General features: G+C 57.8%; 12 protein-coding genes. 6 read left to right on the forward strand and 6 right to left on the reverse strand.

All coding sequences use genetic code 11. The annotated features are described in order from the left end of the window. Positions 1-123: 123 nt before the first annotated feature. The 4 genes from lpdA to METAL_RS11795 all read right to left on the reverse strand — a co-directional run bounded on the left by lpdA (position 124) and on the right by METAL_RS11795 (position 7763). Positions 124-1542, reverse strand: a complete 1419-nt coding sequence (gene lpdA, locus METAL_RS11780; protein WP_005372607.1) for a dihydrolipoyl dehydrogenase — start codon at positions 1540-1542, stop codon at positions 124-126. Between the two features lie 18 nt (positions 1543-1560). Next, positions 1561-2865 (reverse strand): dihydrolipoyllysine-residue acetyltransferase, encoded by a 1305-nt coding sequence (gene aceF, locus METAL_RS11785; protein WP_005372608.1) that lies wholly within the window; start codon positions 2863-2865, stop codon positions 1561-1563. Between the two features lie 14 nt (positions 2866-2879). Further along, positions 2880-5558 (reverse strand): pyruvate dehydrogenase (acetyl-transferring), homodimeric type, encoded by a 2679-nt coding sequence (aceE, locus tag METAL_RS11790; protein ID WP_005372609.1) that lies wholly within the window; start codon positions 5556-5558, stop codon positions 2880-2882. Positions 5559-5927: 369 nt separating this feature from the next. Beyond that, on the reverse strand, positions 5928-7763 hold the full coding sequence (locus METAL_RS11795; RefSeq protein ID WP_005372611.1) for an LTA synthase family protein: 1836 nt from the start codon (positions 7761-7763) through the stop codon (positions 5928-5930). A 195-nt stretch (positions 7764-7958) separates the two neighbouring features. On the opposite strand from METAL_RS11795, the gene fae reads away from it, so the two are divergent. The 6 genes from fae (at position 7959) to METAL_RS11825 (ending at position 12790) form a co-directional block, all read left to right on the forward strand. After that, on the forward strand, positions 7959-8510 hold the full coding sequence (fae, locus tag METAL_RS11800; RefSeq protein ID WP_005372613.1) for a formaldehyde-activating enzyme: 552 nt from the start codon (positions 7959-7961) through the stop codon (positions 8508-8510). Positions 8511-8525: 15 nt separating this feature from the next. After that, a complete protein-coding gene (locus METAL_RS11805; RefSeq protein WP_005372614.1) occupies positions 8526-9155 on the forward strand; it encodes a paraquat-inducible protein A in 630 nt (209 codons plus the stop codon). Then, positions 9152-9811: a paraquat-inducible protein A gene (locus METAL_RS11810; protein ID WP_005372615.1), complete on the forward strand. Its 660-nt coding sequence runs from the start codon at positions 9152-9154 to the stop codon at positions 9809-9811. The genes METAL_RS11805 and METAL_RS11810 overlap by 4 nt, the downstream gene beginning before the upstream one ends. Then, complete coding sequence (locus METAL_RS11815) at positions 9762-11345, forward strand: PqiB family protein (RefSeq protein ID WP_005372616.1); 1584 nt, start codon at positions 9762-9764, stop codon at positions 11343-11345. The genes METAL_RS11810 and METAL_RS11815 overlap by 50 nt, the downstream gene beginning before the upstream one ends. Before the next feature lies 1 nt (position 11346). Further along, positions 11347-11958 (forward strand): PqiC family protein, encoded by a 612-nt coding sequence (locus tag METAL_RS11820; protein ID WP_157203501.1) that lies wholly within the window; start codon positions 11347-11349, stop codon positions 11956-11958. Between the two features lie 364 nt (positions 11959-12322). After that, positions 12323-12790, forward strand: coding sequence for a hypothetical protein (locus METAL_RS11825; protein WP_005372619.1), 468 nt, complete (start codon positions 12323-12325; stop codon positions 12788-12790). A gap of 938 nt (positions 12791-13728) precedes the next feature. Here METAL_RS11825 and METAL_RS11830 read toward each other — a convergent pair. Further along, positions 13729-14316, reverse strand: a complete 588-nt coding sequence (locus tag METAL_RS11830) for a hypothetical protein (RefSeq protein ID WP_005372620.1) — start codon at positions 14314-14316, stop codon at positions 13729-13731. A gap of 19 nt (positions 14317-14335) precedes the next feature. After that, on the reverse strand, positions 14336-16780 hold the full coding sequence (locus METAL_RS11835; RefSeq protein ID WP_005372621.1) for an RHS repeat-associated core domain-containing protein: 2445 nt from the start codon (positions 16778-16780) through the stop codon (positions 14336-14338). Between the last annotated feature and the right edge of the window lie 526 nt (positions 16781-17306).

Below are 17306 nucleotides of genomic sequence, written 5' to 3' on the forward strand. Positions count from 1 at the left end.
ATCGCCTGCGGCAAATGATAATTTTAAATCATTCGTATCGGGAATGCTTCAAGCATCGCGCTCGGGGGATGCTTCGACAGCCGCATCCCGGCCATTGCCGGAATGCGGCTCGTGCCGGGGAAATCAACCTTTTTTGACGTAAAGATCGGTAATCGTTCCGTTGATCATTTCGGCGGCAAATCCGAAAGTTTCGGAGAGCGTCGGATGCGGATGAATGGTCAGACCGATGTCGTCCGCATCGGCACCCATTTCGAGCGCCAATACCGCTTCCGCAATCAGCTCGCCTGCATTCGGGCCGACCATGCCCGCGCCGAGAATCCGCCCTGTCGCCTTGTCGCAAAGGATCTTGGTCGCGCCTTCCTTGCGGCCGAGGCTCAGCGAGCGGCCGCTCGCGGCCCAAGGGAATACCGCTTTGTCATAATCGATGCCCTGCTGTTTGGCCTGATTCTCGCTCAGCCCCATCCAGGCGATCTCGGGATCGGTGTAGGCGACCGACGGAATCGTCAGCGCGTCGAACCCGGCTTTGTGGCCGGCCGCGACTTCGGCCGCCACCTTCCCTTCGTGGGTCGCTTTATGGGCCAGCATCGGGTTGCCGACGATGTCGCCGATCGCGAAAATATGCGGCACATTCGTCCGCTGCTGTTTGTCGACCGGGATGAAACCTTGCTCGTCGACCGCAATACCGACCGCTTCCGCACCGATCAGCTTGCCGTTCGGCCGACGGCCGACCGCGACCAGCACCGCATCGAACAACTCCGATTCAGGCGCGCCCTTGCCTTCGAACGACACCTTCAGGCCGTCGTTTTGCGGCTCGATCGCGGTTACCCGGGTTTCGAGCCAGATATTCTTGTATTGCTTCTTGATTCGTCTGAGCAGCGGCGTCACCAGATCCTTGTCGCAACCCGGAATGATCTGGTCCATCAATTCGACCACATGAATTTCGGAGCCGAACGCATGATAGACGGTCGCCATTTCGAGGCCGATGATCCCTCCGCCGACGATCAGCAGCTTTTTCGGAATCTGTTTCAGTTCCAGCGCATCGGTCGAATTCCACAAACGCCGATCGTCATTCGGAAAGCTTGGAATTTGGGTCGGAGACGAACCCGCCGCGATGATCGCCTGCTCGAACGTGATCGTTTTGACGCCTTCGGGAGTTTCCACCTCGACCGCATTCGGTGCGGTAAATCGGCCGGCGCCTTGCACGACGGTGACTTTACGCTGTTTGGCCAGTCCTGCCAGACCGGTATTCAGCGATTTGCTGACGCTCTCTTTCCAGGCCCGGATCTTGCCGATGTCGATCTCGGGCTTGCCGAACTTCAAACCATGATCCTGCACTTCCTCCGCTTCGTGGATCAGCTGCGCCATGTGCAAAAGCGCCTTCGACGGAATGCAGCCGACGTTCAGGCAGACTCCGCCCAACACCGGATAGCGTTCGATCAAGGTGACCCGTTTGCCTAGATCGGCCGCGCGAAACGCTGCCGTATAACCGCCGGGACCGCCGCCCAACACCAAAACTTCCGTATGTAACGTTGCGTCGCTCATATCCGATGTCTCCGGGGATTAAAGTAACAGACGGCGAAGATCGCCCAGATAGGTTTTGATCGCGGCCATGAAACGGGCGCCTTCGGCGCCGTCGATCACGCGGTGGTCGTAAGTCAGATCCAGCGGCAGCATCAGCCGCGGTTCGAATTCCTTACCATTCCAGACCGGCTGCATCTTGGCACGGGTCACGCCGAGAATCGCGACCTCGGGCGCGTTCACGATCGGGGTAAAGGCGGTGCCGCCGATCCCGCCAAGGCTCGAAATACTGAAGCAGCCGCCCTGCATGTCGCCCGGCATCAGCTTGCCTTGGCGCGCCTTTTCGCTTTTTTCGGCGAGTTCGGCCGCCAACTGGTTGATGCTTTTGGCATCGGCGTCGCGCAAGACCGGCACGACCAAACCGTTCGGCGTATCGACCGCAATGCCGATATTGTAATATTTTTTCAGGATCAGGCTTTCGCCGTCGCTCGACAAGGAAGCGTTGAAACTCGGGAACTGCCGCATCGCCGCCACCACAGCCTTGATGATGAACATCAGGCCGGTGATCTTGACCTCGCCGTTCTTCTTTTCGGCATTGATCCGATTGCGGAACGCTTCCAGTTCGGTGATATCGGCCTCGTCATGGTAGGTGACCATCGGCAGATTCAGCCAGACGCGGCTCAGGTTCTGCCCGGTCAGGCGTTTGATCTTGCTGAGTTTGACCGTCTCGGTTTCGCCGAACACCGAGAAATCGACCGCCGGAATCAGTGGAATGCCGCCGCCGGCCGCGACCGTCTGTTCGGTCAGCGCTTTCTTCACATAAGCCTTTACGTCCTCTTTCAGGATCCTGCCTTTGCGGCCCGAACCGGCGGCGACTTTGGCGATATCGACGCCCAGTTCGCGCGCGAACAGACGCACCGACGGAGAGGCATGCGCGATCACGCCGGGAGCATCTGCGGCTACGGGAGCGGCAGCTTCTCTCACGGGGGCAGGCGCCGGGGCCTGGGCCGATACCGGTTCCGGGGCTTTTTCCGCCTTCGGCGCTTCCGCCGGCGCGGGAGCCGGCTGCGCTTTCGCTTCCTTCGGCTTGGCTTCCGCTTTTCCCTCTTCCGCAGCGACAGTTGCAATCAGCGTACCTTGGGATACCTTGTCGCCGCGCTTGATGAAAACTTCCTTGACCGTGCCCGCTGCGCTGGACGGCAAATCCATGCCCGCCTTGTCGGTTTCGAGCGAGGCGACCGTCTGCTCCAGCTCGACCACGTCGCCCGGCTTGATCAGCACCTCGACCACGTCGATATCGGTCACATTGCCGACGTCCGGCACTCTAATTTCAACCAAATTCGTCATTTTGTTCCTTCCGCTTAAACTAACCAGGGCGCTTTGACCTCGGGGTCGATGCCGTATTTGGCGATCGCGACTTCAACCTTGCCTGCATCGAACTGTCCCCTATCGGCCAGGCTTTTCAATGCCGCGACCGTCACATGATAACGGTCGACCTCGAAGAATCGGCGCAGTTTTTCACGGGTATCCGAACGTCCGAAGCCATCGGTGCCCAGTACGGTATACGGCGCACTGACATAAGGCCGAATCTGATCGGCAAAAGCGCGGATATAATCGGAGGCCGCGATGACCGGTCCTTGCTGATTCGCCAGGCAATTGGCCACGTGCGGCACTCGGGCCGGTTCGGTCGGATGCAGCCGGCTCCAGCGCTCGGCGTCGCGGCCGTCGCGCGCCAGCTCGGTAAAGCTCGGGCAGCTCCACAGATCGGACTCGACGCCCCAGTCGCTGCGCAACAGTTCGGCGGCCGCCTCGACTTCCCGGAAGATCGACCCGGAACCGAGCAATTGCACGCGCGGGCCTTTCTTCTTCGCGCCCTGGCGGAACAGATACATCCCCTTCAGGATATCCAGCTCGATCCCTTTCGGCATCGCCGGATGCTCGTAATTCTCGTTCATCACGGTGATGTAGTAGAAGATGTCTTCCTGATTCACGTACATCCGGCGCAGGCCGTCCTGGATGATTACCGCCAGTTCGTAAGCATAGGTCGGATCGTAGCTGATACAGTTCGGCACCGTCGCGGCGAGCAGATGGCTGTGGCCGTCTTCGTGCTGGAGGCCTTCGCCGTTCAGCGTGGTCCGGCCGGCGGTGCCGCCCATCAGGAAGCCGCGAGTGCGCTGGTCCGCGGCCGCCCAGATCAGGTCGCCGACGCGCTGGAAACCGAACATCGAATAATAGATGAAGAACGGGATCATCGGCACGTTGTGCGTCGAGTACGAGGTGCCCGCCGCGATCCAGTCGCAGATGCCGCCCGCTTCGTTGATGCCTTCCTGCAACACCTGGCCGTGCTTGTCTTCCTTGTAGAACATCAGTTGGTCGGCATCCTGCGGCGTGTAGAGCTGGCCGACCTGCGACCAGATACCCAGCTGCCGGAACATGCCCTCCATCCCGAAAGTCCGGGATTCGTCCGGAACGATCGGTACGACCCGTTTGCCGATGTTCTTGTCTTTGGTCAGAATATTCAGCAGCCTGACGAACGCCATCGTGGTCGAAATCTCGCGGCCTTCGCCGGTCGCTTCCAGCAGCGCCTTGAAGTCGCTCAGTACCGGCACGTCCAGCGCATAGGACTTGGTCCTTCGGGCCGGCAAATGCCCGCCCAACTCGGCACGGCGCTGCTGCATATATTCAAGCTCTTTCGAGCCTTCGGGGAATTTGATGTACGGCAGGTCGTGCAGTTGCTCGTCGGTGACCGGCAGGCCGTAGCGGTCGCGGAACTTGCTCAATGAGCTCTCGCTCATCTTCTTTTGCTGGTGAGTGATATTTTGCGCCTGGCCCGACTCGCCCATGCCGTAGCCCTTGATCGTCTTCGCCAGAATCACGGTCGGCTGGCCCTGATGGCTGACCGCCGCCTGGAACGCCGCAAACACCTTGACCGAATCATGGCCGCCGCGATTCAATTCCCAGATGTCGCGGTCGGACCAGTCGGCGACCATCGCCTTCAATTCGGGGGTGTTGAAGAAATACTCGCGCACATAGGCGCCATCCTTCGCCTTAAAAGTCTGATAATCGCCGTCGACGCATTCCATCATCCGTTTGGCGAGCAGGCCTTCGGCATCGCGCGCCAGCAGCGTATCCCAGCGCTGCCCCCAGACGACCTTGATCACGTTCCAGCCGGCGCCGCGGAATTCGCTTTCGAGCTCCTGAATGATCTTGCCGTTGCCGCGCACAGGACCGTCCAGCCGCTGCAGGTTGCAGTTGACCACGAAGATCAGGTTGTCGAGTTTTTCGCGCCCGGCCAGGCCGATCGCGCCGAGCGATTCCGGTTCGTCGGTCTCGCCGTCGCCCAGGAAACTCCAGACCTTGCGGCTCGCCGTATCGGCCAGGCCGCGATCCTGCAGGTAGCGCATGAAGCGCGCCTGATAGATCGCCATGATCGGGCCGAGGCCCATCGATACGGTCGGAAATTGCCAGAATTCCGGCATCAGCCACGGATGCGGATAGGAAGAAAGTCCTTTGCCGCCGACTTCCTGGCGAAAACTGTCCAGTTGCGCTTCGGTCAGGCGGCCAAGCAGAAACGCGCGCGCATAATCGCCCGGCGCCAAATGGCCCTGGGTAAACATCAGATCGCCGTCGTGCTGATCGGACGGGGCGCGCCAGAAATGGTTGTAACCGACCTCATATAAGGTCGCCGCCGACGAAAAACTCGCGATATGACCACCGACATTGGTATGTTTGTTCGCCCGGAGCACCATCATCATGGCATTCCAGCGCACATAGGCGCGGATTTTTTGCTCGATGTCCTGGTCGCCGGGGTATTTGGCCTGCCGCGAAACCGGAATCGTATTCAGATAGGCGGTATTGGCGCTAAAAGGCACGTCGAATCCGGAATGGCGCGCCACCGCGACCAACTGCTCGATCAAGAAATGCGCCCGCTCGTTGCCGTCCTTTTCCAGAACGGCCTGCAAGGCTTCAACCCATTCCCGCGTTTCGGCCGGATCGATGTCGTTCTGTCCGGTAATTTCTGAAATCAAATTGTTGGCCATTCTATGTTCCTGTTCTAGCGAGTAGTATTCGAATTCTTTGCGAGTGAAATTGATGCATTTGGGGGAGGATTCCCCAAGGTTCCGTCCTATTTGCAAAATCGCCTTAACAGATAGCGGAGCCGGCAGACCTCGTCTTTAAAGGGCACATAGTATAAATCAAATGCGGGGACGCATAGAACCTGTTTTAGCAATCTCGACGCAACGGCGGGGACGATCGGGAAGAAGTCCAAGGAAAAAATCACACTCTCGCTTAATGCCGGTTATCGCCTAAAACACAGCCTATTAGGGACAACCGGAACGGAAACCGAGAACTTAAAGCCCCGGATGGAACCGGCGGCGAAAAATCCCGGAACTGCAGGATTCGGAAATTCAATGAGAAGCATTAGGTTTCTCGGGCGGGCCGACGAAAGCCTGATCCTGAACAAGCAGGGGAGACGAATACTGAGGGCGAGTCTCCTGCCGGCCGATGAACAAGTCATTGCTGACGATATTTACATTGCGCAGCCATTCTGCAGATTTTTGACAGACCTCATTATAAGGCGGTTCCTTGCAAACTTCGATCCTGCCGTCGTCGAGCAGATCGAAATGCAGGCCCGGCAGCGGCCTGATACGCATCCCTTGAACCGGCTGCGTATAATCCATGATGGACTGCTCATCGTAATTCAACAATTTCAGGATCAGCGCCGGCACCTGATACAGCGGCAGGCTGCCGACCTTGACCGGCCCCTGGCGGCCGTTCAGGACCAGTATCGGCGTACTGACATAAAACTTGAACATCTCCGGCGTAAATTCGCTGCGGTTCGGCGCCAATACGCCGGAGTCGACGTAGCCCGCGAAATTTTCGCCCAAAAACGGCAGATGGTCGCCGAACAGGATGATGATGCCGTCCGGGTCGCGTTTCTGCATCTCGGCGATGAAGCCCATCAATTCGCGCGATTTGTAATACACGGTGTTCGCATAGGTCGTGACTTCCTCGACCGGCGACGGCGACGAGATTTTGGGCGGCCGGCTTTCGCTGAGCGGATAGTTCCAATGGCCGAAATAAGTCACGATGTAATCGAAGATCGGCTGCCTGGCTTCGAGAGCAGGCTTGATCTTGTCCAGCACCTGCCGGTACAGCGAAACGTCGGACAGAAACTCCCGGTTCATATCGTCCTGCACGAAATCCTCGAGCGACCAGTAAGTCTGGAAGCCCATCCTTTCGTACGCATTGACCCGGTTCCAGAACACCGGTACGTTCGGATGCGACGCGGTGGCGCGGTAGCCTTTGTCCGCCAGAATGCGCGGCAGGCACGGGACATGATTCAACAGCTGGCGTTCGAATTTGACGTTGTCCTTCACCACCGGAAACCCGCACAACACTTCGAACTCCGAATTGGCGGTGTATCCGCCGAACACCGGCGCCATCGCATGCGCTTGATCGGCGCTCTTCCAGAGCTTCCGGAACTCGGGCGCCAGAGGATTCTGTTTGTAGCGGGCCTTTTTCAGCCCGTTCGGGTCCCAGAACGATTCGAGCAGCACCAGATGCACGTTGCGCGGGGTAAAAGTTTTGCCGGGACGGTCCGACGGCGGCTGGGCGGACAAAAGGTTATGGGCCGCCTCTTGCGCATCGTCGACATCGGGCGCCACGTCGGCCATCAGGAAATAACGCGAGCCTTCCTGCAGGCTGTACATCGTCGCGCCGTGCCAAAGATAATTCGAGCGCTGATCCCAGACCGAATTGCCGAAATGTTTGTCGAGCGGCCCCACGATCATATCCGGCTGGTAAACGATCGTCATCCCGAGCAGAATCGCGACCACGCTGGCCAGGTAGGCGCTCCAGTGCCGCATCGTGAAATTGAACAGGAACAGGCTGGCGATCGCGGCCAGCGGGATCGCCGCCGCGAAGAAGCGCCAGCCCTCCAGAATCAGAAGCAGCGAGCGCAGCGCATAGACGTCGTCCGGCATGATCGGTCCGCCGAAAAACGATATCTTGACCGCGTTGCCGATATACAGGACGCCGGCCAGCAGGGTCTGCAGGACCAGAAATATCCAGATACGCCGCGACCAGGCGAACAGCATGTAAGCGACGACCAGCTGCAGGAGAAAGTCGTAAGGAATCGCTACCGCCTTGATCTGTACGTCGAACTTGAACGTGCTGATCAGGTAAAACACCAGATAGAGCAGAGCGGTCGAAAAAAGCGGCGCTAAATATTTGTACGGCATGATCGGGCAAAAAGGGCGGATACGGAAGTATCGAACCGGAGAACTGAACGGAAAATGAACGAAGCATCTTACCATACCCGTTCCAATCCTCCGCTGTTCTGTCGGCACTTGATCAGGGCGATAACAGTTGCCCCCCTCGCCCATCCGTCATAGAATGCCGGCTTTATCAATTCACCTAGACCTGCGGATTTTTTTATGTCAGATAAAATTTGGTTCAGAACCGGCGAAGCGACCGTTTTTTCCAGCGAAGGCCAAGGCACCGACGCGATGCCCGAAATTCTGATCGGCCATGTGGAAGGGCCGGCCGGCCATGCGTTTGCGAACCTGATGGGACAGACCGAAGGCCATACCCGGATGTTCGCGATCCGCGCCTGCAATCAACAGGTGCGCCCGGCCACCCTGATGGTGCCGAAAGTCACGATCAAGTCCTCCGCCTACGTGAACCTGCTCGGCGGCCCGGTGCAGTCGGCGGTGGCCGATGCGGTGCTGGACAGCGTGATCGACGGCGTGCTGCCGCGCGACCAGGTCAACGACCTATGCATCATCGCGATGATTTGGATCGCTCCCGAATGCGCGACCAATCCCGACCTGGACCGGAAAGACCTGTACCGGACCAACTATGAAGCGATGAAGCTGGCGATTTCCCGTGCGATGAGCAATTCCCCGACGATCGACGAACTGATCGCGAACCGGCACAAAATCTTCCACGAAATGTACGATCCGGAAACCGGCGAATCGCAGTGGTAAACGTCCCTCCCGGCCATGCGCGCCCGGTCTAGACTGCAACTGGAGGCCTGCCCCGAGTGCGATGCGCTGCTGAAACCGGCGGCGCTCGTCGCCGGCGACAAAGCGCATTGTCCGCGCTGCGGTTTTCTGCTGCAGCGTGCGCAAAAGAACAGCATCGAACGCAGCCTGGCGCTGTCGCTCGCCGGTCTCGTGCTGTTCGTCCCGGCCAATGGCCTGCCGCTGCTCGGGATCAAATTCCTGGGCAACGCGAAAGACGGCATCCTGCTGTCCGGCGTCGCGGCTTTGTATGGTGAAGGCATGTGGGCGGTCGCCACGCTGGTGTTCCTGTCCAGCATCCTGTTTCCGTTCGTGAATATCCTCTTGAGTCTTGCTATCAGCCTGCATCTCTACCTGAACCGCCCGAACCGATTCCTGAAGTACTGGATGCGCTGGCTGCAGCATCTGGACGAATGGGCGATGCTTGAGGTTTACACGCTCGGCATCATCGTCGCCTGCGTCAAGCTGTCTTCGATGGCCGACCTGCGCTTCGGCCTGGGATTGTATGCGTTTGTCGGCCTGCTGCTGGTCACGGTCGCGCTGGCGGCCAACCTCGACCGCGCGCTGTTCTGGCAGCGCATCGAGGCCCTGGGGGGGAAACCGGCATGAAGCGCTTGGCCGGCGCGCTGCGGCAAGGGCTGGTCCGCTGCCACGACTGCGGCGCCCTCGCCAAGCGGGAAGCGGCATCCCGTCCCTGCCCGGTCTGCGGCAGCCCGCTGCATGCCCGGATCCCGAACAGCTTGCAGCGCACGATGGCGTTTTTGCTCGCGGGCTACGCGCTGTACGTGCCGGCGAATCTGTTTCCGATCATGACCGTGACCCGCTTCGGCGCCGGCGAACCGCATACGATCCTCGGCGGCATCCTGGCCCTGGTCGACGGCGGAATGCTGCCGATCGCCATCCTGGTTTTCATCGCCAGCATTCTGGTGCCGCTGTTGAAACTGCTCGGCCTGACGCTGTTGTGGCTGTGCGTGTTTTACCGCTGGCAGGTCAATGCGCGGCGCTGGACGCTGATATACCGGATGATCGCCTTCGTCGGCCGCTGGTCGATGCTGGACATTTTCATGATCTCGATTTTAATCTCGCTGGTCGATCTCGGCGGCGTCGCCCAGGTTCTGGCCGGCCCGGCCGCGACCGCGTTCGCCTCGGTCGTGGTGATCACGCTCTTTGCGGCCAAGAGTTTCGATCCCCGCCTGATCTGGGACCACCAAACGCATGATGAACGACGAATTCGCCTACGAAACCCACGACGCCTCGCTGAATAAAAAACCGGAATTTCCTCTCGTCTGGCTGCTGCCGATCTGCGCCTTCCTGGTCAGCGGCTGGCTGATCTACCGCTCGGCTTCCGAGAAAGGCCCGGTGATCACGATCGATTTTCCGACCGCCGAAGGCCTCGAAGTCGACAAGACCAAAATCCGTTACCTGGACGTCGAAATCGGCAAGGTGACCGACATCAGCATCAACGACGATTCGAAGACGATCAAGGTCACCGCGCAGATGCAGCGCGATGCCGAGAACTACCTGAAAAAAAACACCAGCTTCTGGGCCGTACGCCCTCAGGTCGGCCTGGCCGGCATCTCGGGATTGAATACGCTGCTTTCCGGGGCGTATATCGAAGTCAAACCCGGCGACGGACCGCACGAACATCACTTCGTCGGCCTTCCGACGGCGCCCGTGCTGAAGACCGAAGCCAAAGGCAGGCAGTTCGTGCTCGAAACGGCCAATCTGGGATCGCTGGGCCCGCGCACCCAGATCAATTTCCACGGCATTCCGGTCGGCGAAGTGCTGAGCCAGGAACTTTCGGTCAACGCCGACTCGATCCGGCTGGTCGTCTTCATCAAATCGCCGTACGATCGATTCGTCCGCAAAGACACCCGCTTCTGGAAGGACAGCGGCATCGACCTGTCCGCCGGCGCGGACGGCTTCAAGGTCCGGACCGGCCCGCTGGTTTCGATGCTGAGCGGCGGCATCGCCTTCCGGACGCCGCCGGAAGACAAGGTCGAGGACATCCAGCCGGAATATGCGATGTTCCACCTCTACGACAACTACGAGCAGTCCACCCGGATCGAATACCACAACACGCTCAAGTACGTGATGTATTTCAACGGCTCGGTGCGCGGCCTGACCGAGGGCGCGCCGGTGCAGCTGCGCGGCATACCGATCGGCACGGTGACCAGCATCAGCCTGGAGCTGGACGCCAAAACCGCGGACATCCGGATTCCGGTCACGGTAGACCTGGAACCCGAACGGATCAAGGAAATCAACAAGCAGCCGAACGTCAGCAATGAGGACATGATCGCCCGCCTGATCAACAAGGGCCTGCGCGCGCAGCTGCGGACCGGCAGCCTGTTGACCGGCCAGCTGCTGGTCGATCTCGATTTCCATCCGAACAACAAAATCACCCTGCACGCCCACCGCGGGCCCTACCAGGAATTCCCGACCATTCCCAGCTCGCTCGACCAGTTTACGAATTCGGCGCAGACGATTATGGACAAGATCTCAAAACTTCCGCTGGAGGAATTGACCGCCGAAACGAACGACACGCTGAAATCGCTCCAGGCCACCGCCAAAGCGGCGAACGGCATGCTCTCGGGTACGGAGCGAACGATGCGCAATGCCGACAAGACGTTGCAATCGGCCGACCATCTGCTGCGCCTCCTGGAGCCCGGTTCGACGACGCGCCACGAATTCGACATGCTGCTGCTGGAATTGAATCAGTCGGCCGCGTCGATCAGGCAACTGACCGACTATCTGGAACAGCATCCCGAAGCGTTGCTGCGAGGTAAAGACGATGAATAAGATGAGGTTACGATACCTATACCGTTTAAACATCTTCGCCGCCTGCCTGCTGGCTGCCTGCGCAACGACGCCGGAAACACATTTTTATGTGTTGAACCCGCTGAGTGCTCCGCCGCAAGCCGCGAAGGCCGAGGCCCCTGAACGGCTGATCGGCGTCGGCCCGGTGACAGTCTCCGCGCTGCTCGAACGCCGACAGATCGTGACCCGCACCGGCGACAACAGCATCGCATCCAGCGAATTTCACCAATGGGCCGCGCCCCTGAAGGAAGCGATTACCGAAACGCTGGCGCAAAACCTGTCCGCCCTGCTGCCGAACGACATCGTGAAGGCCTATCCGTGGAGCGCCTACGGCGAGATGGATGCCCATATCGTCATCGACATCGTCCGCTTCGAATCGACCGCCGCACAGACCGCCGAGCTGGCGGCAAACTGGTCGCTCATGGACGACAAAACGCTACGTCTCGTCAAACATGGCCAAGCCAGAATCGCCCGCCCCCAGGCAGGCTCCGGCCACACCGAAGCGGTCAAGGCACTAAGCGAAACCTTGCAGGAATTCGGCCGGCAATTGGCCGATGCCTTGCTAAAAAATAACGACCTGGAAAAAATGAAGTAAGACTGACTGCCTTTGCCTCCCCGGCAATTCGACGTCGCACTACCGGACGCCTGCCTTTTACTAAAACGGACCGGTTCCCGGCAGTAGCCAAAAAAGTCGGCAGACGAAAAGAAATTGCCGACGGCAACTGTCCGGCCGCAAGCAGGCGTAAGGTGTGGCGAGTTTACGAGCCGCACCCATCGCGAACGATGGGGTGCACGTTGTTTACCGCATCCTGTGCGCTTGGTAAGATCGGATTGTGAAAAAAACCCTCATAGGAGAGAATAGCCTATGCGAATGTCAAAATTGCAAATCGCCAAATCCCATGTTCCGCCTCGGCCCATTCCGCCGCCGAATCCGGTACCCCCGCCAAAGTGAGGAGCGTATGGAAAAATCTAAAGATCAATTGATTGCCGAAATCCGGTATGCCATTCGTTTAACCCAAAGAACGGCCCGGTTTTATCGACACATCCAAAGCCTGGGCACTTTTTTAGCCATTCTCGGCGGCAGCGCAACGCTCGCCACCTTGTCGAACAGCCTGCCGCACTGGATATCGTTAGCGGGCGGCGCCTTATTGGCCGTTGCCGGCGCCGCGCTCATCGCCATTCGCCCGGCAGACAAAGCCGCCGCCAACGAAAACGATCATCGCCGCTACCAGACGCTCATGGCCAAAGCGCCGGCGCTCGACATGGATGCGCTGGTGATTGCGATCCATGAAGCGCAAATGGGCGACGCACCTGAAATCGAGTCGCTTCGCGATATTGCCTATAACGACGTGATGTTCGAAATCAACCGCGCCGATTGTTTGATCCGTTTGACCCTCTGGCAGAAAATATTATCCGGATTGGCTTGACAGTAGGTCGGGCACGCGCTTTTTGTGCCCAACATTTCCAAGGCTTTGAAAGGTGACAGGGTTTCAGACCCGCACCATAGTCCGAAGCATGATCGGCACATGGATGTCGGGCAATGATAAAGCCCGTAGGGCGTTTTCGCGATAGCAAAACGCCACAACATGCTTCAAAGCCATGGCGGATTGCCTATCGGCGAATCCGCCTTACCGGGTTTGCCGCCCGCCGTGGTAACGGTCAGGCGACATTAGCCACGTGCGTCCGAATACGCTCCGCTATTCGGACCTACGCGGGCTACAGGGCTCGTTCGGCATCGTGGTCGTTCCGAATGGCGGAACCCGGCAAAGCCGGTTCCGCCTTACGGGTTACGGGTTACGGGTTACGGGTTACGGGTTACGGGTTACGGGTTACGGGTTACGGGTTACGGGTTACGGGTTTATTAGTTATACATCATATGTTGAATCTGAAAATAAAACTGCCTCATCGTATTTTTCAAGGTTATTTTCAAGCCATGTTTCACCATTTCTGATAACGTGAAATTTAACAGTCGTGTAGGTCGGGCACGCGCTTTTTGTGCCCGACATTTCCAAGACCTTGAAAGGTGACAGGGTTTCAGACCCTCGCAATATTCCGAAGTAGGATCACCATATGGACATCGGGCAACGCTAAAGCGGTTGCCCGACCTGTTATAGACATGTCAAGTCTCCATTTTATTAAAGGCGGAACCGGTTTTGCCGGGTTCCGCCGAATGAGCTTGGAATGCCGGGTCGCTTGATATGCCGGCAGGCGATCCGCCAACCCTAGGCCGACAGATAAAATAAAGTTTGGAGCATCGCATCAAAGTTGCAGGGCTCGTTCGGCATCGTGGTCGTTCCGAGTGGCGGAACCCGGCAAAGCCGGTTCCGCCTTACGTTTCACTAATCGGACCTACGGCCCTATGGCCTTAATCGGACGTACGACCCTTATCGCATTGACGAGGCTCAAGAACGCCAATCTCATTAAATTCTACCCCTTTCAAACCGAGCTTATTAATCCGTTCGACAAAGGATTCTGTGACGAATATGCCAGCTCTATTAGAATCTTCGAGAGTGAACAATCCGATAGGCTCTACCGAGCTGTCATATAACACAAGGTGTTTAATCATATAAATTTGTTGATTCTCGCCGCTGCGATAAAACTTGGATTGTTCGGGGTCATAATCCTTGGTGGTTTTCAGGCAATTAAGTAACATCCAATGTTCTCCATCAATTAATATCGGTAAAAGCTCCAATTCAACCGGCTTTTCTGGAAAAATGACACTAATCAAATCCACTCGAATGAATAAGCCTTCATGATATATACAAATATCCGGCTGCTTATTCCAGCCTTTCTTAATATCCTTGGGATCGGCATAAAAACTAAAAGGCAAGGGATGCCAGCCTTCACGCAACGAATGCCACTCTTTGCCTACCAGGTAACGATTGTTCTCTTCCCGATTATCCAGGAGCGGTACTCGATATTTGTTATCACATCTTATTTTAAATAATTTCATAATTTTCAATGCTTAATTATTAAAAAGGAAAAGTTCCAGCCTGAATTTCTGCTCTTATATTGGATAATCGCGAAGCGACCTCATTATAAGTGGATGCACCCCTAAGAGATTCATCTACCGCCCTATAATATTCATTAGTATGTATACGTTCGTGATACATCGTATGCATAAGAAGGCCGTTATTAGCATCATTGATGTCCATCCCCGCATTTTCTAAAATCTGGCGTGATCCCTCTGCACGAAAATCGCCCGCCGCCACAATATGATGGGCGCTTTCTCCTTTTTGCTTAACCTCCTGACGCGCATCGGCAATATTTTTAGTCAAAACATTGCTATTGCTTCTGAGCATGTTCGATGGCAAATCACTATTTCCAAGTGACGACGGATAAAGCATACCGCCTATTATTCCTGTTGACCCACTGGCGAATCCTTCAAAAAATCCAGTCATTGAACTAAACATCGAACTGAAGCTGAACGACTCAAAAAATGAAAAGAACCCCGCTTCCGCAACAGTCCCGGTCGGATCGGTAAAGTGTACCGGATTACCGTTGGCATAGGTGTACACATTGACCCCGCCCTCCAGTTTGATCAAGTCCGGTTGCAGATAGCGGCCGGTGCGGGGCGAGAAATAGCGGGTATGGTTGTAATGCAAGCCCGACTCGGCATCGTAATATTGGCCGGGGTAGCGCAGATTGAAGACGACCGGGCTGCCGTCATGGTCTGGATCTGGCTGTGCCGGGGTGTTGCCATAGGGGGCCAGCGGCCAGGCCCAGACCGGTTGGCTCAGGTTGACGTTCGGCAAGGCGGAGCGTAGGTAGCGCGGGGTATTGGCGAAGTCGGTTTCGATCGCATAGGCGGCGGTCAGCGCGCCGGCGGCGTTCTGGTCGATCACCGCCAGCGGGATGTCGCCGAGCCAGACGTAGTTGCAGCGGCTGCCGTTGGCGGCCAGTTCGTAGAGGAGGTGATCCTGGCCGTCGTAGACATAGCGCGTCTCGCTGCCGCTGGCGAGCTTGAGCGCACGGCGGCGGTGGCCGTCGTAGACGTAGCGGGTGGTCAGGCCATTGCGCGTGTAGCGGGTCAGGTTACGCGCCGCGTCGTAGCCGAATTGCACGGCATTGCCGTGGCCGGTCACGTAGCCGGATAGGTCGTAGCGGTACGGGCCGTTGGAGCCGTCCAGGCCGCCTTCGGCCGGGGCGGGCATTTGCGTTTCCTGGATCAGGCGGTTGCCGATGTAGACCAAATGATTGTTGGCAAGCGGCACACCGCTCGCGTTCAACTGTTGAACTTGCTCCAGGTTGCCGTTGGCGTCGTGGCGCAGCAGGGTGCGTGTCGTGTCGCGGTGTTCGGCCAAATGGTCGAGGTCGTCGTAGGCGAAAGTGGTAGGGCCGTAGACGGTGACGCGGTTGCGGGCATCGTAGCCGACCGGGAAGCGGTACAAGGCCGAGGCGCCCTGCGTTAACGTGACAGCAGACAGCCGGCCGCCGGCATCGCGTTCGCGGGTATAGGTCAGGCCGTTGCCGAAAGTCAGTCGAGACAAGCGATGGATCAACGGCTGCCAGCGGATGTCGGTGGCCAGCGTCAAGGTCGTCGCGCCGAGCGTGGCGAGGACCTCGGTGGCGCGGCCGTCGGTGCCGTAGCGGTAAGTTATTGTCAAGCCGCCCGGATAGTCGATCCGCGTCGGCTTGCCGGCGGCGTCGGCGCCGGCGGTGTAGGCAGTGGTGAAGGTCAAATCCGGGCGGCCGCTCAAGGATTGTCGGTAGCCGGTCACGTCGCCGCGGGCATTATAACGGAACGCCTCGTTGACGGTGAGGTTCCCTTCGGCGGCGGCATTCAGCCGGCTGCGTCCGGTCAGGCGGCCAAGCGCAGAGGCGGCCGGTTCGCCGGCCAACGTCGGCACGTCCCAGGTCTGTGCCAGCACGCCGTTATCGCTGTACGCGGCGCGTTGCAGCCGATCCAGCGGGTCGTAGGTTTTATCGCTGGCGTAGCCGTCCGGGTCCTCGCGGTAGGTTTCATTGCCGGCCAGATCGAAGTCGGCCTGGCGGAGGCCGAAGTCGGCCGAGTCCTCGCGGTCGTGGCGGTCCAGCTCGGTGTGGCTCAAGCGGGTTTCGACGCCGTTCGGATCGACCACCCGGTTGACCCGGCCGGCCGGGTCGTACCAGAGATCGAACAACGGAATGGAAAGGGCGAGCGAATGGTCGTCCGCCATCGGCGCCCGCGTTTTTTCGTTGATTTGATCCAGGGCCGTATAGCCGGTCAAGTCGCAGATTTCCAGGCTCAAACAGGTGCGGGTTTCGAGGTTGTTGTCATTATAGACCGACACGGAAGACCAACTGCCGGAGCCGTCGCGTTCCGAGATCAAACGGCCCCGCTCATCGAAACCTTGTTCCCAACGCTGCGCCGCCTGCCCGGTTTGGCTGGCGAGCGTCTGCAGAATCTTGCCGCGGCTGTCGCGTTGATACGCCACCGTATCGGTGCGGCCGTTCGCGCTCAGGCTGACTGTTTTTACCGAGCCGGCCGGCGTGTAGGTGTAGTTGGGGTTAATTAACCAAAAGAACGGTTTGTCCCGCCCCCCTCCGTAACCCTTGGTATTACTGGCTTACAGCCGAAAAATCGATTTCAACATCGCCAATCAGTTTTTTGATAACTTATTGAATAATAATCATATTTGCTATTTTGTTAATTTCAAGTGCTTTCGACGGCCCCCTGATTTACCTATATCGAATACCCAGGGCAATCGCGCTTAAATTTTAATCATTTAAAATCAATATGATACAAATTGCCATTTCGTGATTTTTAACATTAAGTCACGAAATTTGAAAGAGCCACATTTCTAACCGATTGATTAGCCAATGATTATAAAAGTCAATCTAATTTAAGCGCGATTGCCCTGATCGAATACCCGACATGGCTTGACGTGCATGTTTTGGTGGCGCAGGGCTTCAGGTTCTGTCATGAATACCAAGTGACGGAAACCAGATGTGTTCCGTTTT

Origin of the sequence: Methylomicrobium album BG8 (assembly GCF_000214275.2) — a bacterium.
GTDB classification, from domain to species: Bacteria; Pseudomonadota; Gammaproteobacteria; order Methylococcales; family Methylomonadaceae; genus Methylomicrobium; species Methylomicrobium agile.